Source organism: Kosakonia sp. YIM B13571, from assembly GCF_042788095.1.
Classification (GTDB): domain Bacteria; phylum Pseudomonadota; class Gammaproteobacteria; order Enterobacterales; family Enterobacteriaceae; genus Kosakonia; species Kosakonia quasisacchari.
The window spans coordinates 98,633-120,758 of sequence record NZ_JBHZPL010000010.1; the positions used below are offsets into that span (position 1 = coordinate 98,633).

Sequence of the window (22,126 nt, forward strand, 5' to 3'; positions counted from 1 at the left end):
ATCGGCCTTATAAAATTTCACTAAAGCCTGACGATTAAAATAATGAAGAAAAATCTGAAGAGTAGGCTTCAGCCGCCTGATTAACGTTATTCTTCACCTGCTGAATGATATTGATCAATTTTTTCGCGTAGGCGGGATCGGTTGCATATCCGGCAGACTGCAACGCTTTTGCCGCTATTTCCGGCGATTCAGATTTCACAACATTTTTATAACGCGGACTACGACTAATTAACGACGTATAATCTTCCAGCGCCTCGGCATAAGAGGAATAAACTTTAAATTTGTCTTTTATTTTTTGCGCAACTCCACCTTCATATTCTGTGGTGATGATTTCCGTGGTTTCGCCGTCCCAATCTGCCGTGGCTTTCACGCCAAATAAGTTATGGCTGGGTTTACCATCGCTGGTCATAATTTCGCGTTTACCCCAACCCGACTCCAGTGCCGCCTGCGCAATAATTAACTGATGCGGAATACCGCTCAAACGCGCGACTGCCATCGCGGGTGCCATCATGCGGGAAATAAAGCTGCCGCCTGGAACCGCCGGTATTTCCGGCTGCGCCATTGCGGCTTTTTCCGCCTGCTGTTCTTCGGGATCGACCGGCTGCAAACGCAGCGGCACGCTAATAAAGCGTGCCGGGCTGATATTAAGCGGCACTTCACGCGTCGCTGTGACATTTTCCGCCGTGGAAGCGGGTTTGCCGGTCAGTTGTTGCACCATCAGATCGGCAAATCCCATTTTTCCTTTATCGGCGATGTTCTGCGACAGCTGCTGGTCGTACATCGAGGTAAACATTTCCGACTGCTGCGTATTAAACAGGCCGTCTTTGAATGATGCCTGGCGCATGCTCTTGAGCATCATCTGCACGAACAGCCCTTCCATCTGCTTCGCCACCGCCTTTAGCGCATCCGGAGAGTCGTTGCGGGCGGCCAGTTTGAGCTTGTCGAGGCTGTGCGCGTCAAACGCCGCCCCCTGAGTCATTGCCGGGCCGATCATCAGTTAATCTCCAGACGTGCATGCAGGCAGCCTGCGGTTTTCATTGATTGCAGAATTGCCATCAAATCATTCGGCGTTGCGCCAAGGCTGTTTAACGCGCGAACCACATTGTTCAGATCGGTGCTGGTGTTCACGCGTTGCAGGGAGCCGTTTTGCTCACGCACGGAAAGTTGCGTGTTCTGCGTGACTACCGTTTGCCCGCCTGCCAGCGGCGTATTCGGCTGATTCACCTGGGTGTTGCTGGCGACTTCTACCGTCAGATCACCCTGCGCTACCGCACAAGAATCAAGCGAAACATGGCGGTTCATCACCACGGAGCCGGTGCGTGAGTTGATGATAATTCGGGCATCGCCCGCATCAATGCGCAACGGAATATCCTGCACTGCGGCAAGGAAACGCACGCGCGCGGCGCTGTCGGCAGGTGCGCGCAGGCTGATACTGCGCGCGTCTTCCGCAAACGCGGCGCCCGCGTAACGACGGTTAATCGCATCGCTTATCTGCTGCGCAACGGTGAAATCGTCTTCATTAAGCTGGAGTTTGAGCGTGCTCTGCCCGGCAAAGTTTGACGGCACTTCACGTTCTACCGTTGCGCCGCCGCTAATGCGCGCGCCATTGAGCTGATTTACCTGCACCCGGTTACCACCGGCCTGCGCGCCTGCGCCGGAAACCAACAGGTTCCCCTGCGCCAGCGCATAAATCTGGCTATCCGCGCCCTTCAGCGGGGTCATCAGCAGCGTGCCGCCGCGCAGACTTTTCGCGTTACCCATTGAGGAAACCACCACATCAATTTGCTGACCGGCGCGGGCAAACGGCGGCAGTTCCGCCGTCACCATCACCGCCGCGACGTTTTTGAGCTGCATATTCACGCCCGCTGGCACGGTGATACCGAGCTGCGAGAGCATATTGTTCAGGCTCTGGGTGGTGAAAGGTGTCTGCATGGTCTGGTCGCCAGTGCCATCAAGCCCGACGACCAGGCCATAGCCCATCAGGGAGTTACCGCGCACCCCTTGCAGGGTGGTTAAATCGCGGATCCGCTCCGCGCTGGCCTGCCCGGCCACCAGCGCAGACAGACAGCACAACAGCGCCAGGCAGCGAGTTAAGAAATTCGTTTTCATCATCAATCAAAAAGGAGAAAGGTTAAGGAACATGCGCTGCAGCCAGCCCATTTGCTGCGCTTCGTTGATATAGCCATTACCGACATACTCGATGCGCGCGTCTGCCACCTGGGTGGAGATAACGGTGTTGCTGGCGCTGATCGTGCGCGGGTTCACGATGCCGTAAAATCGGATAAACTCAGTCCCTTGGTTAATCGCAATCTGTTTTTCACCGACAACCGCCAGGTTGCCGTTTTCCAGCACCTGTTTCACCGTCACGGTGATGGTGCCACTAAAGGTATTTTTCGCCGCCGCGCCGCCTTTACCGGCGAAGTCATTCGTTCCACTGATCGACGCATCGGCTTTGCCGTTGCCCACCAGACCGGCCATAAAACCAGGTACGCCAGCAACGCCGACATCGGTGGAGCCGTCACGCGAGGCACTCGCAGAGGAACTTTTGCTGGCGCTGACATTTTCTTGCAGCGCAATGGTCAGCGTATCGCCCACATTTCGTGGACGGCGGTCTTCAAACATCGGTTGATAACCATAATTCATCGCCTGCCCTGTCTGAAAAATCGAGCCATTCGCAGTAGCGGCGGCGACCGGTGCAGGCACAGCGGAGGTTTCGCCCCCAACCAACGGTTTTTGCGGGATATAGGCGCAGCCGGTAACCACGGAAATCAGCATTAAGATCGTTGCAAAACGACAAAGCGTACGTACAGAGCAAGGGTGATTGGTCATCTCATTCACTACAGGTAAAGCAGCCGCGAGCAACGCCCGCGGCCAGGGATCAAAGTTGGGTCAGTCGTTGCAGCATCTGGTCAGACGTCGACACCGCTTTACTGTTAATTTCGTAGGCGCGCTGCGTCTGGATCATGTTGACCAGCTCTTCTGCTACGTTGACGTTCGAGGTTTCGACGTAGCCCTGTTTCAGGGTTCCCGCGCCGTTTAAACCCGGTGTGGATTCATTCGGTGCGCCAGAAGATTGCGTTTCGCGGTACAGGTTTTCACCAATGCTTTCGAGGCCGGAATCATTGATAAACGAGCTCAGCGTCAGCTGACCAACCTGCTGCGGCGCGGTCTGCCCCGGCACGGTCACGCTGACAATACCGTCGTTACCGATGGTCAGGCTTTGCGCGTCCTGCGGGATGGTGATCGCCGGTTGCACCTGGTAACCGCTGGAGGTCACCAGTTGCCCGTTCTGGTCAAACTGGAACGAACCGTCGCGGGTATAGGCGGTGGTGCCATCCGGCAACTGTACCTGGAAGAAACCGCTGCCCTGAATGGCAACATCTTTGCTGTTGTTGGTCTGCGTCAGGCTGCCCTGGCTGTGAATACGCTCGGTCGCGACCGGGCGAACACCGGTACCCAACTGTAAACCAGAAGGGATGGTGGTCTGCTCGGAAGACTGTGCGCCCGGCTGGCGTAAGGTCTGATAAATCAGATCTTCAAACACCGCACGCTGGCGTTTAAAGCCGTTGGTGCTGACGTTCGCCAGGTTGTTGGAAATCACATCCATATTGGTTTGCTGGGCTTCGAGGCCGGTTTTCGCAATCCATAAAGAACGGATCATGGTGTTTTTCTCCTTACCGAGGCTTAACCGGCGCTCAGTAACTGGTTAGCTTTTTGTTCGTTATCATCAACGGTGGTGATGACTTTCATGTTCATGTCAAAACCGCGTGCGGTGGCGATCATGTCCACCATCGATTTCACCGGGCTGACGTTGCTGCCTTCCAGCATGCCGGGCATCAAGCGCAGATCCGCGTCGGCGGGAAGTACTTGCGCCGCAGCCGGATCGGCGACATGAAACAGGCCGTCGTCGCCATGTTTCAGCGTGTTCGGTGTGGCGTTGACCATTTTCAGGCGCGCCACCTGCGCCAGCGCTGAAGGCTCATCGCCTGCGCCCAGCGCGGTGATGGTGCCGTCCGCCGCGATAGTCAGTTCCGCCTGCGGCGGTACGGCTACCGGGCCGCCGTCACCGAGCAGCGGCATACCGCGCACCCGCAGCTGGCCTTCGGCATCCACTTCGATGTTGCCATCTTTGGTGTAGCCTTCACTGCCATCGGGCAGTTGCACTGCCAGCCAGCCGTTTTGCGGCATGGCCACATCCAGGCTACGCCCGGTGGCCTGCACCGCGCCCATGGTGTTGTCGCTAAACGGCGTGGATTCCGCCACCATGGTGCGGGTTTCTATCGACGGCCCCTGCACAGGGATCGCGCGAAACGCCGCGATCTGCGCACGAAAGCCGGTGGTAGAAGCATTCGCCAGGTTGTTAGAGGTCACCGCCTGGCGGTTAAGGGCCGCGTTTGCGGCCCCCATTGCGGTATAAATCGCGTGATCCATGAAGCGCTACTCTTAACCCAGGTTAACCAGCGTTTGCAGAAGCTCAGACTGGGTCTTGATGGTCTGAGAGTTGGACTGGTAGTTACGCTGGTAAACAATCATGTTCACCATCTCTTTACTCAGATCCACGTTGGAGCCTTCCAGCATGTTGCCGCGCAGTGAACCCAGGTTACCGGTGTCCGCAAGACCAATGACCGGCTGACCCGATTCCGGGGTTTCAGACCAGCAGTTGTTCCCTGCCGACTCAAGGCCGCCCGGGTTGGTGAAGTTGCTCAGCACAACCTGACCCAGCAGCTGGTTTTCACCGTTGCTGTAGGAGGCGATGATCTGACCGTTATCACCTACGGTGTAGCCGTTCATCAGTCCCGGCGGGTAACCGGTGGTGCTCGGGCTATCCATGGTGTTTTCAGACGCCTGCTGAGAAAGACCGGAAAGATCGAGGTTGAAATTCAATGCCGCGCCGCCCTGGTAAGCTGCACCCTGCACCGCCAGTTCTGCCGGGTTGGTGGTGAGCTTGCCGGAGGTATCAAACGTCAGGTCAACCTTGCTGGTGGTGCCCGGCGACGTGGAGTCGACGGAGTAGGCAGTCCACTTGTTGTCCGCCGTTTTTACGTAATAGACGTTGATCGCGTGCTCGTTGCCCAGGCTGTCATAAGCGTTAACCTGGGTGGAGTAGCTGTAAGATTTGCCATCAGCCGGATCGAAAGGCGTTACCGTGACAATGTCGTTACCGGAATCCAGGTTACCGGAAATGGAACCCGCGTCAGACGCACGCGCAGGCATCTGCCCGGTTGGGATCTGAATCGGCCCTACCGGCGCGCCCTGCTGAATTTCAGGCGGTGTACCCGTTGCCATATAACCGGTCAGGCGCATGCCCTGGTTATTGATGACGTAGCCATTTTCATCGGTCTGGAACTGACCATTACGGCTGTAAAATACGCGACCCGCTTCGGTCACCATGCGGAAGAAGCCATTGCCCTGGATACCCATATCCAGCGGGCTGCTGCCTGCGCCAAGTACGCCATCGCTGAAGTTCTGGTTCACACCAGCAACCTGTACGCCCATGCCGACCTGAGAACCGGCAAACACATCGGCGAAAGCAACAGAACCTGATTTAAAACCGACCGTTTGTGAGTTGGCGATGTTGTTACCTACAACATCCAGCGCCTGTGAAGAGGCGTTTAATCCACTAAGACCTTGAGAAAAACCCATGTGATAAATTCCTGTGCGCGGGTTGCGCAAAATCCAAACTAAAAATTACTCGATGAGGTAAACGTCACTCAGCGAGGCGGTACCATTAACACCCAGTTGCAGCACTGCGCCTGAGTTAGTGAAGGAGACGCTCTGCACTTTTGCCGGTTTCAGCGCGGTGATGGTTGGCGTGCTGCCATCGGCGTTGGTGGCGGAGAACGACACTTTGAAGTTCGTGTCGGCCTGCAAGCGCGGATCGCTCGGCTGGAAATCTTCAAAATCATCCAGTGAATACTGATGCACGCCCGCTTCCACATTTTTCAGCTTCGCGGTATAGGCGTTACCGGCCGGATCGGTCAGCGTGACGGTGACTTCATCCGCCGGGCTGTTAAGGGAAAGCCCGACTTTCTGGTTTCCGTCCGTGGCGGTGGAAACAGAAGGCTCACCTTCAACCATGATGTCGCGCCCTACCCAGTCAGCGGAGTTCATCTGCTGCATACTGGCAACCAGCGTACCCATGCTGTTCATGGTGCTGTTGAGCTGCTCGACGCCCGCCGCCGTGTTGAACTGCGCCAGCTGAGCCGTCAACTGGTTGTTGTCCATTGGGCTGGTCGGGTCCTGGTTTTGCATCTGCGCAACCAGCAGCGTCATAAAGTTATTCAGCAGGTCATCGGCGCTGGAGCCGGTACCCACGCTGGAAGAACTGGTGGTATTGGTGTTACTTGTGCCCGACGAAGCGGTGGTTTTCGTCGTCGGTGCGCTTTGGGTCATAACGGGTGAAATTGCCATTTTTTAATCCTTACTGGCCCAGAGTCAGCGTTTTCAGCATCAGGCTCTTCGCCGAGTTCATCACTTCGACGTTGGCCTGATAGCTGCGGGATGCAGAAATGGTGTTGACCATTTCACCCACCACATCGACGTTCGGCATATGGACATAACCTTTGTCGTCCGCCAGTGGGTTTGCGGGTTCATAGACCAGCCTGTCCGGCGCAGTGGATTCCGTAACGCCGCTCACTTTCACGCCGCCAATCTCCTGACCCGCGGAGTTATCAACATTGAAAACCACCGAACGCGCGCGGTACGGTTTGCCATCCGGGCCGGCAATACTGTCGGCGTTCGCCATATTGCTGGCACTGACGTTAAGTCTTTTTGATTGGGCGGCCATTGCCGAACCTGAAATATCGAAAACACTAAACAGCGACATGAAAATTATTGACCTTGGTTAAGGGCACTCGTTAAACCTTTTAATTGAGCGCCGAGAATCGTTAGACTCGTCTGATATTTGACATTGTTGTCAGCAAAATTAACGCGTTCACGATCCATATCGACAGTGTTTCCATCAGCTCTTGGCTGATCGGGAATACGATAAAGTAATTGTCGATCGTCCGTTTTCGGCGCTACGCCAGGAATATGTTTCCCGGCTGTTAAACTTAGTGTTAATGGATGACGCGTTTCCTGCTGCATTGCATTTTTCAATTGCTTAGAAAAATCAATATCTCGCGCCTTGTATCCCGGCGTATCGGCATTCGCGATATTAGACGCTAGAATATCCTGCCGCCGCGACATCAGGCTTAACGCCTGCTGCTGGAAACGCAATTCATTATCAAGTTTATCAAACATGAAATGACTCGCTTACTTCGAAATTGATTACGAGGCATAGTCTAAGAGACAACCTAATAAATCTATACCTTAAAAATCCGACAGAAGTAGACGCATTTAGCCAATTCAACCTCTCTTAATTTGCCGAAAAGAAGCTTATATTTAAAAGTTGAAATACCAATACAGTGAAATGCAGTCAAAACTGACGGCATTTAATAGATAAGAAAATAGCCATTCTGAATTACAATAAAAAAATATTAATCCTATTGCTCCTTTATATTATCAGGCAGGTTTATCTCATTATGCCGCAGTCCCTTATCAGGTCACTCATCGTGATTTTCGCGCTCTGCTGCCCATTCTCACCGGCTTTTGCCAGCGCGCCGGAAAACAGCGATCTCGAAGCGAGGATCGCCACCTTGCTGGCTGCGGACAATAAAGAAGCAGAGAATCAGCCGCAGTTGCGCATTAAAATTCTTACCCCCGCGGCCAAACTCGCCGCATTATGCGCACAGCCGGATTTACGTCTTTCTGGTCGCTCCGTGCGCCTGACAGGCCGGCGCAGCGTCATCGCCAAGTGCGGTAAAAAACAGCAGTTCATTCAGATTCAGATTAGTGCCAGTGGCAGGTACTGGGTGGCAGCGCGGACGCTCAAACCGGGGCAGATCATTGGCGCAGAGGATATCCAGCCCGTGAGCGGCGAACTGGATCGTTTACCGGCCGGTGTATTACTTGATCCGCAGAACATCATTGGCAGCACGCCTACGCGCATCATTCAACCGGGGTCGCCGCTGGCGGATAACCAGCTGCGCCGCAGCTGGGCCGTTATTGCTAATCGCACCGTCGATATTACCGCGCCCGGTGACGGTTTTCTGATCCACGCCAAAGGTAAAGCGCTGGATAACGCCGCACTCGATGAAAGCGTCAGAGTACAGACTCGCACCGGCCAGGTGGTGGTCGCCACCGTAACAGGACAAGGACAAGTGAGCATTAGCCTGTCGAACTGATTTCAGTTTTATTTTCCCCGTGCCGATATCTTTAATACAGAGCCACCGCATAGAAAACCAGGATCCGTATGAACATTGAACGCACCCGCCAGGCCAATCCCATTCAGGCAACCGGCACTCAACAGCAGCCCGTTGAGACGAGAGTAATGAATGATGAGTCAGCGCAATCGGGGAAAACAGACGCCCAGCAGGCCGGGACGCAGGTCAAACTCAGCCAGCTGACGCAGCAAATTAAAAATGACGGTAGCCGTGATGTTAATACGGAACGTCTTGCCGCCATTAAAGCGAAGATGGACGCAGGTGAACTCCACCTGGACAGCGATAAAATCGCCAGCGCGTTGGTACGCGACATCTTTCGATTCTCTTAATCTCAACATGCACGTGAATAATGGAAAACTTACCCGTAATTCTGAACAAACTGTATAGCCTGCTGGGTGAGCTTGAAGCGACCCTGGTAGAAGAAATCGGCCAGCTTAGCCGCGCCCAGATAAACCCGGTTTCGCTGCAAGTGATCTCCGACAACAAGAGCCGCTTGCTGTCGGCGATTAACTTTTATGATGAGCAGCGCAAGCAGGAAGAGAAACACCATCGGTTGGCGTTTCCTTACCCGCGCCACTCCGGACTCGCTACGCTTTGGGATCGTATTACCGTGGTGGTGCGAAAATCTGCTGAGCTCAACCAGAAGAGCTATCAGTTGCTGAACATGCATATGAAGAAGATGAACGACTTCAAAAAGATTGTCAGCCAGACGACCGCAACCGCGCAGCTTTATGGCGAAAGTGGAAACCGCAGCAATGATGCTTCGGGTAATGTTTATCGCATTTCCGTTTAATGCGGCCTCTTCTCTGTGCAGCATTCAGCATTAACACGATGTTATGGCGTCTTTCGCGCCAGTGTTGTTCCTCGCGCCAGGTTCGGAAGCCATTCTCTGCTTCCGTGCCTGGTGTGTATGCCCTGCATGTGCTTCTCGCATTACGCCTGACGCACGTTCTCTGAACACGCTTTGCGTGATTTTCTGCGCCTCATTTCCTGTATCCGTTCTTCATAGCGTACCGACGCTGTAACCGGCCTTTCTTGCGGGCGGCTGGCGGGTCTTTCATTCCAGCGGTTTCTTCTGCGTAGCGTTATGCGCGTTATTGATAGCTAAACCAGGATCTTTTCTTCTGTGCCGTTAGCTGGCATTCAGTTCCGGCGATTTATTCTGCGTGGCATTCGGACGCTAAAACTAGCACCGTTTTTCTGTGCCGTGAGCTCGTGTTTAGTTCCGGTGTATTACTCTGCGTGGCATTCGGACGCTAAAACCAGCACCTTTCTTCTGTGCCGTTAGCTCGCGTTTAGTTCCGGTGTTTTACTCTGCGTGGTATTCGGACGCTAAAACCAGCACCGTTCTTCTGTGCCGTGGGCTAGCGTTTAGTTCCGGTGTATTACTCTGCGTGGCATTCGGACGCTAAAACCAGCACCGTTCTTCTGTGTTGTTAGCTGGCGTTTAGATAGCTAAACCTGGATCTTTTCTTCTGCGCTGTTAGCTGGCATTCAGTTCCGGCGGTTTGTTCTGTATGGCGTTCGGACGCTAAAACCAGCACCTTTCTTCTGTGCCGTGAGCTAGCGTTTAGTTCCGGTGTATTACTCTGCGTGATATTCGGACGCTAAAACTAGCACCTTTCTTCTGTGCCGTTAGCTCGCGTTTAGTTCCGGTGTTTTACTCTGTGTGGCGTTATGGCATCCATTTTTGCCTACAGCGATTGTCTGGACGATTGAGATTTACCGCCGCGCACTTCGGTGCTGTTTTATGGCCTTCATCCATAGCACAATCCTCTGTGCGGTTTATTTAACCATCAGCGTTAGTTATCTTCGTACTAGTCTTAGCGATAAACCCGCGCAGAATGCCGTTCTTAGCGCATCCCCTAACAAAAATGTTTCAAGATGTTTCGTAAATTTTGACGGCGAGTGTGAGGTCCGTCGCATTAAAAATCAAAAGCGCTGATTTTGATCCTTTTTTTCCGGTTAAAAATGCTGCCTGAGCGGAGGCGGTCAGAGTAAATAATTGGCACTTTTTTAGCAGGGAATTTTTGACCTCGTTTTTCTCCCCCCAATAAATCAATCGGCAGAAAAAAGGCTATTTACGAACGCATCAAAAATAGCGAAAATACGTTCAAGCAATGCAACAGGACGTTTTACCGATTCATTCTGAATGGTGCTTTGCTTAAATACCCTCTCGATGAAAGGCGTTTTTTTTAGTTGCCACATGTCGGGAAACCTGGTGACTAAACTATATTACTGTGGCAATTAAACAGTACATTAGTTGTCATATGTGATGTAAAACCACTATTTCGATTGCCACCTTGAGTGGCATTTTTTTTGCCTTTTTTTCATGATGTTAAGCAAGAAAGGCAAGTGGAATCTTCAAAAAAACAGGGAAGAAAGGAAAAGGACAGGATATATTTTCAGCACTCAAGCTGAGAAATGAAAATGCGAAGAAGAATTATAAAAAAAGATAAATATCAGGAATAGGAATCGCTGTTATTCAACAAATAAGCGATATAACACATCATAAAAATATCCATTTATTGTTTAAAGGATATATTCTGACAGTTTTATCTTATTAGCGGAAAAATAGAGAGCAGCCTGTTTTGCAATGGCTGTGAAGACGTATTCTACCGTATCTTTTTTAATCGTCCAGTTTCTGCCGCCGCCGATGTTAAAACCACAACCCACTGTTATATTTAAACTTTATTGGGAATAACAGGACAAGGCAGCACTACAACCAGCAATTAATATCGACAACGTGCAATTTCCCCGCCAATTTCCGATTTTAAACACCAAGAAAAATGAAATATGCGATATTTTTAACCAAGAAAAGCTAATCTTGATGATTTTGTGTGCTCTGGACATGCTGCACCTCGTCCGTCCACAGCCGTGTGAAATCGGGCCAGCTCTGCGGATAACAAAAAACGCCCTGCACGCTGGCGGGCGTCACCAGCCGGTAGCGTTGCGCAAGCAGCGGTACAATCCAGCGGTGATCGCTGAGATAACGCATCAATCTTTTGACACGCTGGCTGTAACGCTCCGCAGGCCCGGCGTTAATGCGATCAAGAATCCCGATCCCGCGCCGCCATACCGCTTCGCCCCAAAACCAGGCCCACATCACACTGTGGCGGTAGCGCTCTTCCATACTGAATGCATCATGCTGCTCAAAACGCAGAAAACCCATGCACAGATCCTGTTCGGCCCAGTTTTTATCCTGCAATAGCCAGTGCGTCACGCTTATAGGCGTCATTGTCACTTTACAGCCGCGATACCGCAGGCTTTTCGCCAGCTCATCAACCAGCTTTCGCATTTCCGTTGAGCGGAAATAGACGAGATTCAGGCTATCCGGTAATAACGCCTGCACTTCGGGCTCGGCTGCGGGCTGCAACCACTCCGGCAACGGTGCCAGCGTATCCTCCCGCTCAATCAATCCTGCGCTGAGCGAGAGCGCAATACGCCGGATAAACGCCTGCTGCTGCGCGCTTAATCGCCCGCGAGACTGGTTGAAAGTGACATAGTAGAACGCGTCGGCATCTTCGCGCTGTGTCATGGCTTCCGGCGCAATCAATGAGTGCGGCGTATCCAGACGCACCAGCGCGGGCAACGGCGCGACACTGAGCGGCGTGTTGTAAATAATCTCCGACGCCTGCGGCGTTTCACCGTACCAGAAGGCAGACCGGGTCAGCACCAGTTGGCTGCTTGAGTGCTCGCTTACTTTAAATGGTCCCAGACCAATGGAGCCGTTGCGCGGATGCGGCAGCGCATAAACCGGGCTTGCCAGCCGATAAAGCAGCATGGTGTCACGTTGGCCCAGTTGCATCGTCAGAACATGATCGGTGCATTTCACCTCGATAACATGCGGCAACCCCGGGCCACCGGCATAGCGCTCCAGCGTGTAGCGTAATTGTTCTGGCGCGACAGGCTCACCGTTATGCCAGACCAAGCCGCGTCGCAGAATAAAACGCCAGCGCAATCCCTCTTCACTGCAGGTGATCGTATGGGCAAGACCGGGGATCGGTGCAACCTGTTCGGGAATATGGCGCGCCAGACCGGCATGCACCATTTGCAAAATATGCCGCCCGGCCCGGTCGGTGTGGATGGAAGGAATAGGTGCCAACAGCGGCCGGTAGAAAGCGATGAAATAGCGAAAACCATCGCTGGAATAGTGCGGTTGCGCCTGCCCGGTCGCCATTTCGGTTTCCGAGGTCGGGTACTCACCCGCAACCAGCGTCTCCAGCGACGCCGCATTCATGCGGCATTGCAGCACACCAAGTGCGCCGCGCCCAGGACGGGAATTCCACACCAGCCAGCCCTCCTCCTGCATTTCATGGAGTAGAGAGCGCGCATAGCGCGAGGTGCAGGCTAATGTATCGGCAATTTGCGCCAACGACACTTCGTGGCGATGGGTGTTATAGCGAGAAAGCAACCGATTATAGCGGCGCAGCAAACTACCTTTTTTAACGGCAGAATTATAGAGCATTAAGATTTACCAGCGTAACGCAAGGCAGCTAAAAGGTGGCGACAAGGCCAGAAGAAAACCTATTAAATGTAGCATATGAGAAAATAAGCAGAATCGGCCCAACCAAATATCACGCACTTTTCGCCAGTTAAAGAAAATAATAATAGCATGATAGAAAAGGATAAATTACTCGCTTTTGTTCGAAACCTACCCTCATTTCAGCATTTTTACCAATTCAGATTTATCACCGATTTTAATTTCCCGAGCACGTTAATTCTGCGTGTGGTTAATAATTAATCTGCTTTTCTGCTTCAGAAAAAATGGCATTTTCTTTTTTTTAACCAGGCGAAACTTTTGTCTGCCAGCAAACGAACTGTGTATGAGCATCAATAAACTTCCCTACAGGAGCGCAACATGATCCCAATGAAAAAATTCGTTTTGAGCCTCACCGCCGCTGCACTGTTGAATATCGCCAACGCCCACGCCGCTCTGCCCACCGGTTCGCAAGCACCGGACTTTAAATTACAAGGCGCGCTGGCTGGAAAACCGCTCACCTTCTCATTGCAACAGGCACTGCAAAAAGGCCCGGTAGTGCTCTACTTCTTCCCGGCGGCATTCAGCAAAGGGTGCACCATCGAAGCACACGCCTTTGCCGAAGCGACAGACGATTTCAAAAAACTGGGTGCGACGGTCATTGGCGTGACCGCTGGCAACACCGACCAGATAGATGAGTTTTCAAAACTGGAGTGTCGCGACAAATTCACCGTCACCGCCGATCCGGGCGCAAAAGTGGCGGCGCAATACGACACGCTGATGAAAATGAACGGCAAAACCCTCTCGGATCGCACGTCATATGTGATCGCGCCAGATGGCAAAATCCTGCTGAGCTACACTGACAGAAACCCGGAAACGCATATTCAGAAAACGATGGAAGCAGTGAAACAGTATGCGAACGCGCATTCGTAAACAGGCCCGTTAAGCTCCTTTTATCCATCAGAGATTCGCTATGTTAACCGCCATGCTCGCCGCCTTCGCAGGCGGCATTATTCTCAACTTGATGCCCTGCGTGTTTCCTATTATTTCGCTGAAAGCGCTGGGGCTGTTGCGTCACACCCAAAGCGCGGCGCAAACCCGCAAAGAGGGGCTGGGTTTTTTGCTCGGCTGTGTAGTGACCATGCTGGCGCTTGCCGGCGTCTTGCTGGCGTTACGCGCTGGGGGAACCGCCGTCGGCTGGGGTTTTCAGTTACAGTCGCCGCTGGTTATCGCCTTTCTGGCGCTGGTTATTCTTGGCGCGGCACTCAATTTGCTCGGCGTGTTTGAGGTCGGTCTGTCGGTACAACGCGCCGGCGAGATAACCATAGAGCGCGGGGCATTTTTGCGTGCGGCGCTGACCGGTGCGCTCTCGATCATTGTCGCCACCCCGTGTGCCGCGCCCTTCATGGCAGGAGCCATCGGCTACGCGCTGGTGCAACCACCTGCTGTGGCGCTGGCTATTTTCGTCGCGCTAGCGCTCGGTTTTACCGCGCCGTTTACGCTGATTTCGCTGTTTCCGGCGCTCGGCAAATGGCTGCCGCGCCCCGGCGCATGGATGAACACCTTAAAACGCGGGCTGGCCTTTCCGATGTTTGGCGCCTTCGGCTGGCTGGTGTGGGTGCTGGCGCAACAGGCAGGAACAACGGCGCTGGCAGCTATCCTGGCGGCTGCCGTGGTGGTGAGTTTCGCCGCCTGGCTTTATGGTATGGCGCAGCAGCGGCGGTTTGCCGGGCGCGGGCATAAGCTATTGTTTACATTAACGGCTGCGCTACTGCTGGCCGCCGTTGTTCCCCTGCCTTCGGTGGTGCAAAACGGCGCGCCGCTGGCAGCGAACAAGAGTATTGAAGAGGTCAAATGGTCGCCGCAAACCGTGGCGGATAATCGCGGCCACGGCAAGGCCATCTTTGTGAATTTCACCGCGTCCTGGTGCATAACCTGCCAGGTAAATGAAAAGACGTCGCTCTCGACACAAACAGTGAAAGAGGCACTGGCGAAAACCGGCACGCTTTACATGGTGGCGGATTCGACCAAATTTAATGCCGATATTGATGACGCACTGAACGCGCTGGGGCAAGGCAGCTTACCGCTGTATGTGGTCTACCCGGCAGACGGCAGCGCACCGCACATTTTACCGCAGGTGCTAACCCCCTCAATTGTGGTCAACGCGCTGACGCAGGCCAGCGGTAAAAAAACCTGAAGGCGGGATATGGAAAAAAATGAGGCAGCGCGCGACGAATGGCCGCAACTGATGGCGCTGGCGCAGTCCGGCGACAGCCAGGCCTACACGCGGCTGCTCAAAGCGCTGGTGCCGGTTATCCGCTCACTTGCACGCAAACACATCGCCGATGAGGTTCTGGTGGAAGATGTGATTCAGGATGTGCTGCTCACTGTGCATCGGGTGCGTCACACTTACGATCCGGGCGCGCCTTTTTTGCCGTGGCTGATGGCGATAGCCAACGCCCGCGCGGTAGATGCCCTGCGCAAACGCGGTCGCCACCAACAGCGCGAAGTCGCCGACGAGGCGGAGATTCCCCTGCTTGCCACCAGCATGGAATCGTCATCGCACGACGAGCTGGCAACGCTGCTGAATCAGCTACCTGCGCGCCAGCGGGAGGTGGTTGAGCATGTCCACTTGCGTGAAATGACGCTGGCCGAAACCGCGACGCAACAAAATTTGACGGTTGCCGCCGTGAAATCCCTGCTGCATCGCGCCCTGAATAACCTTCGTCGGTTAGGAGCACATCATGGCCGATCATGAACTGTTAATTGCACATTTAAGCCGCTGCGCCGAACCGGTAAAACGCCCCTTCCAGCCTGGCTGGCGAGCGCTAAGCTGGGTGGCCCTCGCGCTGCCCTGCGGCATAGCCGCCGGTTTCGGACTTAACCGCACGCTAACCGACTGGTCGCAGCCTGGCGCGTGGTGGGCGCTGGTGCAGTTGCTGCTGACGTTTATCGCCGGGACACTGGCGGTGCGTAACGCGTTTCTGTTGAGTATCGCCGGGCGTGACGCGTTGGGCTGGAAGTGGTTTACGCCGCTGGCGGCACTCTGGCTTGCAGGTACGTTCAGTAACCTGCATTTCCACCGTGTCTTGCCGGTGAGCACCGCTGTTGAAGGGCCAAACTGTTACCTGTTTATGGTGACGGTCAGCGTGCCGATGGTATTGATAGTGATTGCTTACCTGCGCCGGACGCGCACGCTTTTCCCGGCGCGCAGCCTGGCAGCGGCGGGCGCGGGCGTCGCCTGCATGTCACTGACCTTGCTTGCACTTTGCCACTCGACGCATATCAGCCTGCCGGATTTGATGCTGCATATTGCCGCGTTCAGCACCATTGTGGCTGGGACGATGGCGCTGGGTTACAAATGGGTGTCGCTCCCGTAATGCGCAGCACGTACTGAGCAGTCAGTACGTGCTTACACACTTAGCTTTTTTGCGGGAAGATCCACAACTGTTCGGCGGGCAACACCACGCGGTAGTTTTGCTGGCTGCGCTGCTGGGTGCCGTAAACACGGATCACGAAATCATCGCCGGAGGTGCGGAATAAGTACTCCCAGCGATCGCCCAGATACATGCTGGTGAGCATCGGCAACTCCAGCGAGTTATTCTGCGGTGAGTCCGCCAGCCGCAGGCTTTCGACGCGGATCACCGCCGTGCAATCTTGCCCCGCACGCACGCCCGGCCCGGCGACGCCCCACAGCGCCCAGTTCGCCCCTTCGATCCGCGCCCTGCCGTTACTGACTTCACTCACCTTGCCGTGCAGCCGGTTGTTGCTGCCCATAAACTCGGCGGTAAACAGCGTTGACGGCGTGGCGTACATCTCCTGCGGCGTCCCTTGCTGCTCAATCACGCCATTGTTGAGCAGCAAAATGCGGTCGGAAATCGCCATCGCTTCATTCTGATCGTGGGTCACCATCAAGGCCGACAAACCGAGTTTGACGATAAGCTCGCGCAGGAACACCCGCGCCTCTTCACGCAGCTTGGCATCGAGGTTTGAGAGCGGTTCATCAAGCAAAATCACCGGCGGGTTGTAGACCAGCGCCCGACCAATCGCCACGCGCTGCTGTTGCCCCCCGGAAAGCTGGTGCGGGTGGCGCTTGCCAAGCGTACCCAGCCCAAGCTGATCCAGCACGTTTTGCACGCGGGTGTTAATTTCCGCCGTACCCACTTTGCGCAGCTTGAGCGGGTAAGCGACATTCTCGAACACGGTTTTATGCGGCCACAATGCGTAAGACTGGAACACCAGGCCGAGATTGCGTTCCTCCGCCGGAACCTCACTGCGCGGCGTACCGTCGTACACCACGTTATTACCAATGGTTATCCGCCCCTGGGTTGGTTTTTCCAGCCCGGCGACCGCGCGCAGCAGCGTGGTTTTTCCGCTGCCGGAAGGACCAAGCAACGACACCACTTCGCCGCGTTTCAGCTCCATCGAGACGCCTTTTAACACCGGGTTGTCGCCGTAAGTCAGATGCAGGTTTTCTACCACCAGCTCAATCATGTAATTTCACTCCAAAGCGCAGGGCCACACCAAGACCAATGACCACCAGCAGAATATTGATAAACGACAGCGCAGCGACAATATCAATCGCCCCTGCCGCCCACAGTGACACCAGCATCGAGCCGATGGTTTCCGTACCGGGCGAGAGCAGATAAACCCCGGTTGAGTATTCGCGCTCAAAAATCAGGAACATCAGCAGCCAGGAGCCAATCAGGCCATAACGCGACAACGGCACCGTGACATGGCGGGTGACTTGCCCGCTGGTCGCTCCCGTGCTGCGCGCCGCCTCTTCCAGCTCCGGCCCGACCTGCAAAAGCGTTGAGGAGATAAGCCGCAAGCCGTAAGCCATCCACACCACGGTGTAGGCCAGCCAGACGCTAAAGATGGTGTTACGCAGCGATCGCAGCCAGACAATCAGGTTTTCGCGCAGCCACTCGGCTACCGGCAACCCGGAAAGCCAGCCGTTTTTCAGCGACTGATCGAGCCACATCGGTAAGAACAGGAACACCCACAAAAATGCCAGCCCGGCCAGCAACCCCGGCACCGCACGGGGAACCAGCACGCTGTAATCAAGAAACCGCGTAACGCTATCCTGTTTGCGGTGCATGGCAATGCCGACAAACAGATAACAAACCACCGCCAGTGCGCCGCCAAAAACGCCAATCGCCATCGAGTTGACGATGGCGCGCAGCAGGTTGGGCTGCTGCCAGATATTGCGGAAGGTATCGAGCGACACTTCGTCCCACAAGGAAACGCCAACGCCCCAGTTGGAGATAAATGCCCGCAGCACGACGCCAATCAGCGGCACGCCGATGGTAACTGTCAGCCACGCCACCACTACCGCACCGGCAACCCAGCGCCATTTACCCAGCGGCAGCGCCCGCGCCTGCGAGGCTTTCCCTTTCATAGTGACAAAACGGTTCGCGGTCCGCATCAGGCGGCGTTGCAGCATCACCAGTGGAATAGTGATACAAATCAGCACCACCGCCACCGCCGCCATTAGGTGGTAAGAGGGCGTGCCCAATTTGTTGGTTAATTTATACAGGTAGGTCGCCAGCACCATGTTGCCTTCCGGGTCGCCCAGCACCAGCATCAGGCCGAACACCTCCAGCCCGAGGAAGAACAGCAGAACGCAGGCGTACAAAATCGAGGGTCGCACCATTGGCAGGCTGACGGCGGTCATCACCTGTAATGGTGATGCGCCAACGGTCCGCGCGGCTTCTTCCACGTCGGAACCGACACTGCGCAGCGCCGAGGAGATATAAAGATAAGCATGAGGAACATGCGTTAGCCCGGCAATCACTACGATGCTAAACATCGAGTAGATGTTCCACGGCACAAAGCCGATTAGCTCCTGCGCCCAGCGTGAGAAAAAGCCCACCGGCCCGGCTGCCACCACATAACCAAAGCCAAGCACCATCGGCGAGACAAAAATAGGCACAAGGATCAGCGGCTCAATAAAACGGCGGCCCGGTAAATCGGTGCGTACCATCAAAAACGCCAGAATGCCGCCCAGCGGAATGGCGATAAACACCAGGCCAAACGCCAGAATAAAGCCGGACTTCAGCGCCAGATAAAAATCCGGATCGGTAAAAATGAACTCAAATGCTTCGAGACTCAGCTCCTTCGAGCGGACAAAAAAAGGCGCCGAGAGAAAACTCTGCACCACAATAAATAACAGCGGGATATAGATAACCAGCGCGGTGATTAACACAATGACGCCGCGCGGCAACCCCTGCCATTTTCTGCGCACACTATTCATACATCATCCCTTTGGTCAGGAACCTCACGCCAACCCGCTGGCTGAGAAAAGGGTTGTGCGTCGGCAAAACGCACAACCAGTTAGGGCGTTATTTAGCGGCAGCGGTGCGCCATTGTTTAATAAATTCCAGACGTTTTTTCGGCTCCAGATACTCCAGCAGCGATTCATCCACCGCAATCGGCTTCAGCGCGTCGCCAAGCTGTTTGGTCATGCCGTCAATGTCGTTTTTGCCTTCAATATCGTTACGCAGCGAGGGAATATCCGCCTGATTGGCAAGAATGCTCTGCCCCTTTTCAGAAAGCACATAGTCAAACCACAATTTCGCGGCGTTGCTGTGCTCCGCTTCGGCGCTGATAAACGAGACGCGCGAAAGCACCAGCACATAATCTTTCGGGTAGGAGATGCCCAGCGAGTTATCGCCTTTCGCACGCGCTTCGGCGTACGAACCCAGGATGTTGTAGCCAATCAGGTTTTCGCCGGAAGAGACGCGCTCCATCATGGTGCCGGTGGAGGACTGCACCGTTAAACCGCCCTTCGCCACATCCGCCAGGTGAGTGAAATAGTCTTTATCGTGTTTGCTGTCTTCCACTGCGAGCATAAAGCCAAGCCCCGATTTTTCGATATCGTAGGTGGTGACTTTGCTTTTGAATTTGTCGGTCTGGCTGGCGATGAGTTTCCCCAGCGCGGTGTGTGAATCCGGCACGTCGCCCGCCGGGATCAGGCGTTTGTTATAGATAAAGACCACCGGCTCGTAGGTGGTGCCGTAGGCTTTTTTCTGCCAGACCGCCCACTTGGGCAATTTATCCAGCTCGGGCGACGCGTATTCGGCAGCATAGTCGGTCGCCAGTTTCAGCGCGGTATCCATTGACGAGCTCCAGACCACATCGCCGCTGCCCCCGCCGGAAGCCTGTTCGCTAAGATAACGGTTGTACAGTTCAGTACTGTTCATATCGTTATATTCCACTTTAATGCCCGGATATTGCGCTTCGAAACCCTTAATCAGCGGTCCTGCGGCTTTGGTATCGGTCGTGGAGTAAATAACGACTTTGCCTTCTTTGGTTCCGGCGTCTACGATTTTCTGGTAATCCGCCGGGTACCCCTGAGGCACGGCAGCCAGCGTAGTGCTGGAAAAGAGCGCCGCCAGCGCCACGGCCAGAACATTTAATTTCTTATCCATGAACAAACCCCTTCGGTATCATTTTTTAAACACAAATTTAACATATAGCGCGCATGCTGACCGATGCAACGCAATGGCTTGTTTTTTCCAGGTTTTGTGACGCTGGCAGGGTTTAATTAATGAGGTTGCAGGTTTGCGTACATTGTTGCGCTAAAGCATTACAGATCAACCAGATAGATCGGTTGTTCTTTGCATCACGAAGTGAAAAAGAGTCAGTAGAAAGGCGAGATGATGACAAGAAGTAATTAAGCCTGGCGATATTTACTTTTATTTATCACGCTTGCGAGATCGAGAACAGAGATATTAATCGCCTAAAATCAGCGGGCGATCATACAACACAATATGCTGTGGATTTTGTGGCGAGTATTTCACGGTCGTGCCATTACCAGCGGCAAAGCGCACGATTTCACGCGGTGTTAGCGCCTTCTTCACGCGCGATTCAACTTCCAGCCCTTCACGCGTTTTAAAGCGCAATACCAGCTCGCAATAAACGGTATATCTGTCCATAAGGTTGGTACGATTCAACGCGATGATATCGGCGTTTGCGCCAATTCCGTGTTTCATCACATGGACTTCGATAAATAGCTGGCGAACCCAGCGCAACGCGCAATAAAGCAGAAACGCCGCCACGGCGGCAACAAAGGCGAAAACAACATAGTCCAGGTGGTACGGCATAAGGTTATTTCCTGACCTGAGAAAGCTGCGTTTAATCGCCTAAAATTAAAGGGCGGTCGGACAGTGCAATACGCTTAGGAGCTTTGGGATCATACTTAAGCGTGACACCATTTCCGGGCTCAAATTGCATAACGTCCTCTGCCGCTAACGGGCGCTCAAGACTCGACTCAACCTCAACACCTTCGCGTGTTTTGAATTTAAAAGTCAGCCTGTAAACAGGCAGCCCTCCCTCAAATGAACCTGCACGACTCCTGGAGACAATAGTGGCTCCAACGCCAACACCATTTTTACGCACATCTGATTCCATCATTGTTTGTCGAATACCCGGTATCACCATCGAGCCGGCCATGATCAAAACTCGAATGGCGACAATAGCGATAAAGAGATAAACGAGATACATCCATCTGAATTCCATTTTACAGCTCCATCATTTTAAACTATTAGCGTCAGAGCCTTAGAATTCCACCGTAACGCTCCGGACTCTAGTAAAACCCCAACCTGCTTGTAATCCAGCGGCACATTTTTCTTTTCAAATGCTTTTGAACTAATAGAAATAACATTACGTGAGATAGCTGTGTTCGCTACACCGATAGACAGAGCTTTATAATCAAACGCAACACCTGTAACCCCTTCCGACGCGCCAGTGACGCTAAGACTATTCCCTGTAACGGCTTCCTTATGGCCACCCACGGTATAAGTTGATTTCGGTGCATCAAGATCGATGGAAACACTGCTGCGCAACGTTATAGTTTGCGGGCTGGTAATGGTAATTGTCCCGTTGTTAACGTTTTGCGTCCAACTGCCGCTGTTAACATTGATTGTCACGCCACCATCAATCGTCTCGGTTTGTCCGCCTTTAACAGAGGTTATCAGCGCGCTGTCGAAGTTTTGCGTCACATTGCCAGTCACATGGTGTAATTCCGTGCCGGTAATATTGGTTGTCCGACCATCTTTGATCGTCACATTGTCGCCACCGCTGGTAATATCCAGCTTGCGTCCGTGCTGGATGGTGGTGGTTTCGCTTTCATTAAATGTTTTGGTTTCCGCTTTCATGACCGTGGTGGTGCGTTTAGCCTGGTAGGTGAAGGTCGCATCTTCTGTCACGTCATCCGTCTGCGTCTTTTTGATAGTGGTATTATGATGACAATAAATTGGTAACCAGGACAATACCAAACCGTTATTACATTAATTTATATAATGTTCAGCTAAAGATTCCGGGTATTTATTTCGCTGTTTCATACACAAAAGTTTACACAGAATACTCACTTTGCCCG

At 53.7% G+C, this 22,126-nt stretch carries 23 protein-coding genes; 7 read left to right on the forward strand and 16 right to left on the reverse strand.

The window, feature by feature from the left end:
• Nucleotides 1-34 precede the first annotated feature (34 nt).
• From flgJ to flgB, 9 genes are all read right to left on the reverse strand, one after another.
• Entirely contained in the window at nucleotides 35-994 is a 960-nt protein-coding gene (gene flgJ / locus ACFX4O_RS19545) for a flagellar assembly peptidoglycan hydrolase FlgJ (protein ID WP_380210339.1), read from the reverse strand.
• Nucleotides 994-2,112 carry a flagellar basal body P-ring protein FlgI gene (locus ACFX4O_RS19550; protein WP_380210337.1) on the reverse strand — a complete coding sequence of 373 codons (1,119 nt, stop codon included), beginning with the start codon at nucleotides 2,110-2,112 and terminating at the stop codon, nucleotides 994-996. The genes flgJ and ACFX4O_RS19550 overlap by 1 nt, the downstream gene beginning before the upstream one ends.
• Nucleotides 2,113-2,115: 3 nt before the next feature.
• Complete coding sequence (locus tag ACFX4O_RS19555) at nucleotides 2,116-2,775, reverse strand: flagellar basal body L-ring protein FlgH (protein ID WP_235855219.1); 660 nt, start codon at nucleotides 2,773-2,775, stop codon at nucleotides 2,116-2,118.
• Nucleotides 2,776-2,878: 103 nt separating this feature from the next.
• Nucleotides 2,879-3,661 carry a flagellar basal-body rod protein FlgG gene (gene flgG / locus ACFX4O_RS19560; RefSeq protein WP_017459383.1) on the reverse strand — a complete coding sequence of 261 codons (783 nt, stop codon included), beginning with the start codon at nucleotides 3,659-3,661 and terminating at the stop codon, nucleotides 2,879-2,881.
• 23 nt (nucleotides 3,662-3,684) lie between these two features.
• Entirely contained in the window at nucleotides 3,685-4,431 is a 747-nt protein-coding gene (locus ACFX4O_RS19565) for a flagellar basal body rod protein FlgF (protein ID WP_131408937.1), read from the reverse strand.
• A 12-nt stretch (nucleotides 4,432-4,443) separates the two neighbouring features.
• Entirely contained in the window at nucleotides 4,444-5,643 is a 1,200-nt protein-coding gene (gene flgE, locus ACFX4O_RS19570) for a flagellar hook protein FlgE (protein ID WP_380210335.1), read from the reverse strand.
• Nucleotides 5,644-5,688: 45 nt separating this feature from the next.
• Nucleotides 5,689-6,411: a flagellar hook assembly protein FlgD gene (locus ACFX4O_RS19575; protein ID WP_131408933.1), complete on the reverse strand. Its 723-nt coding sequence runs from the start codon at nucleotides 6,409-6,411 to the stop codon at nucleotides 5,689-5,691.
• 10 nt (nucleotides 6,412-6,421) lie between these two features.
• Complete coding sequence (flgC, locus tag ACFX4O_RS19580) at nucleotides 6,422-6,826, reverse strand: flagellar basal body rod protein FlgC (protein ID WP_017459379.1); 405 nt, start codon at nucleotides 6,824-6,826, stop codon at nucleotides 6,422-6,424.
• Between the two features lie 5 nt (nucleotides 6,827-6,831).
• Entirely contained in the window at nucleotides 6,832-7,242 is a 411-nt protein-coding gene (flgB, locus tag ACFX4O_RS19585) for a flagellar basal body rod protein FlgB (protein ID WP_131408931.1), read from the reverse strand.
• Between the two features lie 281 nt (nucleotides 7,243-7,523).
• On the opposite strand from flgB, the gene flgA reads away from it, so the two are divergent.
• The 3 genes from flgA (at nucleotide 7,524) to ACFX4O_RS19600 (ending at nucleotide 9,057) form a co-directional block, all read left to right on the forward strand.
• Entirely contained in the window at nucleotides 7,524-8,225 is a 702-nt protein-coding gene (gene flgA / locus ACFX4O_RS19590) for a flagellar basal body P-ring formation chaperone FlgA (protein WP_131408926.1), read from the forward strand.
• 68 nt (nucleotides 8,226-8,293) lie between these two features.
• Nucleotides 8,294-8,593, forward strand: coding sequence for a flagellar biosynthesis anti-sigma factor FlgM (gene flgM / locus ACFX4O_RS19595; protein WP_131408924.1), 300 nt, complete (start codon nucleotides 8,294-8,296; stop codon nucleotides 8,591-8,593).
• Nucleotides 8,594-8,613: 20 nt separating this feature from the next.
• Entirely contained in the window at nucleotides 8,614-9,057 is a 444-nt protein-coding gene (locus ACFX4O_RS19600; RefSeq protein ID WP_380210331.1) for a flagella synthesis protein FlgN, read from the forward strand.
• Between the two features lie 2,028 nt (nucleotides 9,058-11,085).
• Here the strand turns inward: ACFX4O_RS19600 and ACFX4O_RS19605 are convergent.
• The gene (locus ACFX4O_RS19605) at nucleotides 11,086-12,732 is read right to left on the reverse strand and encodes an SgrR family transcriptional regulator (protein ID WP_380210329.1); all 1,647 of its coding nucleotides are present in this window, start codon (nucleotides 12,730-12,732) and stop codon (nucleotides 11,086-11,088) included.
• Nucleotides 12,733-13,125: 393 nt separating this feature from the next.
• Here ACFX4O_RS19605 and ACFX4O_RS19610 point away from each other — a divergent pair, with 393 nt between their 5' ends.
• Genes ACFX4O_RS19610 through ACFX4O_RS19625 form a run of 4 tightly spaced genes read left to right on the forward strand, consistent with a single transcriptional unit; the run spans nucleotide 13,126 to nucleotide 16,124 of the window.
• Nucleotides 13,126-13,677, forward strand: a complete 552-nt coding sequence (locus tag ACFX4O_RS19610; protein WP_131408918.1) for a peroxiredoxin — start codon at nucleotides 13,126-13,128, stop codon at nucleotides 13,675-13,677.
• A gap of 40 nt (nucleotides 13,678-13,717) precedes the next feature.
• A complete protein-coding gene (locus ACFX4O_RS19615; protein ID WP_380210327.1) occupies nucleotides 13,718-14,941 on the forward strand; it encodes a protein-disulfide reductase DsbD family protein in 1,224 nt (407 codons plus the stop codon).
• Nucleotides 14,942-14,950: 9 nt separating this feature from the next.
• Nucleotides 14,951-15,502 carry a sigma-70 family RNA polymerase sigma factor gene (locus ACFX4O_RS19620; protein ID WP_380210325.1) on the forward strand — a complete coding sequence of 184 codons (552 nt, stop codon included), beginning with the start codon at nucleotides 14,951-14,953 and terminating at the stop codon, nucleotides 15,500-15,502.
• On the forward strand, nucleotides 15,489-16,124 hold the full coding sequence (locus ACFX4O_RS19625) for a DUF1109 domain-containing protein (RefSeq protein ID WP_380210323.1): 636 nt from the start codon (nucleotides 15,489-15,491) through the stop codon (nucleotides 16,122-16,124). Before ACFX4O_RS19620 ends, ACFX4O_RS19625 begins: the two co-directional genes overlap by 14 nt.
• A 40-nt stretch (nucleotides 16,125-16,164) precedes the next feature.
• On the opposite strand, the gene ACFX4O_RS19630 is transcribed toward ACFX4O_RS19625, so the two are convergent.
• The 6 genes from ACFX4O_RS19630 to ACFX4O_RS19655 form a co-directional block, all read right to left on the reverse strand.
• A complete protein-coding gene (locus ACFX4O_RS19630) occupies nucleotides 16,165-17,238 on the reverse strand; it encodes an ABC transporter ATP-binding protein (protein WP_380210321.1) in 1,074 nt (357 codons plus the stop codon).
• Nucleotides 17,231-19,000 (reverse strand): ABC transporter permease, encoded by a 1,770-nt coding sequence (locus ACFX4O_RS19635; protein ID WP_380210319.1) that lies wholly within the window; start codon nucleotides 18,998-19,000, stop codon nucleotides 17,231-17,233. The genes ACFX4O_RS19630 and ACFX4O_RS19635 overlap by 8 nt, the downstream gene beginning before the upstream one ends.
• Nucleotides 19,001-19,088: 88 nt before the next feature.
• Entirely contained in the window at nucleotides 19,089-20,177 is a 1,089-nt protein-coding gene (locus ACFX4O_RS19640; RefSeq protein ID WP_131408906.1) for an ABC transporter substrate-binding protein, read from the reverse strand.
• Between the two features lie 303 nt (nucleotides 20,178-20,480).
• Nucleotides 20,481-20,852 carry a DUF3592 domain-containing protein gene (locus tag ACFX4O_RS19645; RefSeq protein WP_380210317.1) on the reverse strand — a complete coding sequence of 124 codons (372 nt, stop codon included), beginning with the start codon at nucleotides 20,850-20,852 and terminating at the stop codon, nucleotides 20,481-20,483.
• A 31-nt stretch (nucleotides 20,853-20,883) separates the two neighbouring features.
• Complete coding sequence (locus ACFX4O_RS19650; RefSeq protein WP_380210315.1) at nucleotides 20,884-21,267, reverse strand: DUF3592 domain-containing protein; 384 nt, start codon at nucleotides 21,265-21,267, stop codon at nucleotides 20,884-20,886.
• A gap of 17 nt (nucleotides 21,268-21,284) precedes the next feature.
• Complete coding sequence (locus tag ACFX4O_RS19655; RefSeq protein WP_380210313.1) at nucleotides 21,285-21,956, reverse strand: hypothetical protein; 672 nt, start codon at nucleotides 21,954-21,956, stop codon at nucleotides 21,285-21,287.
• Nucleotides 21,957-22,126 lie beyond the last annotated feature (170 nt).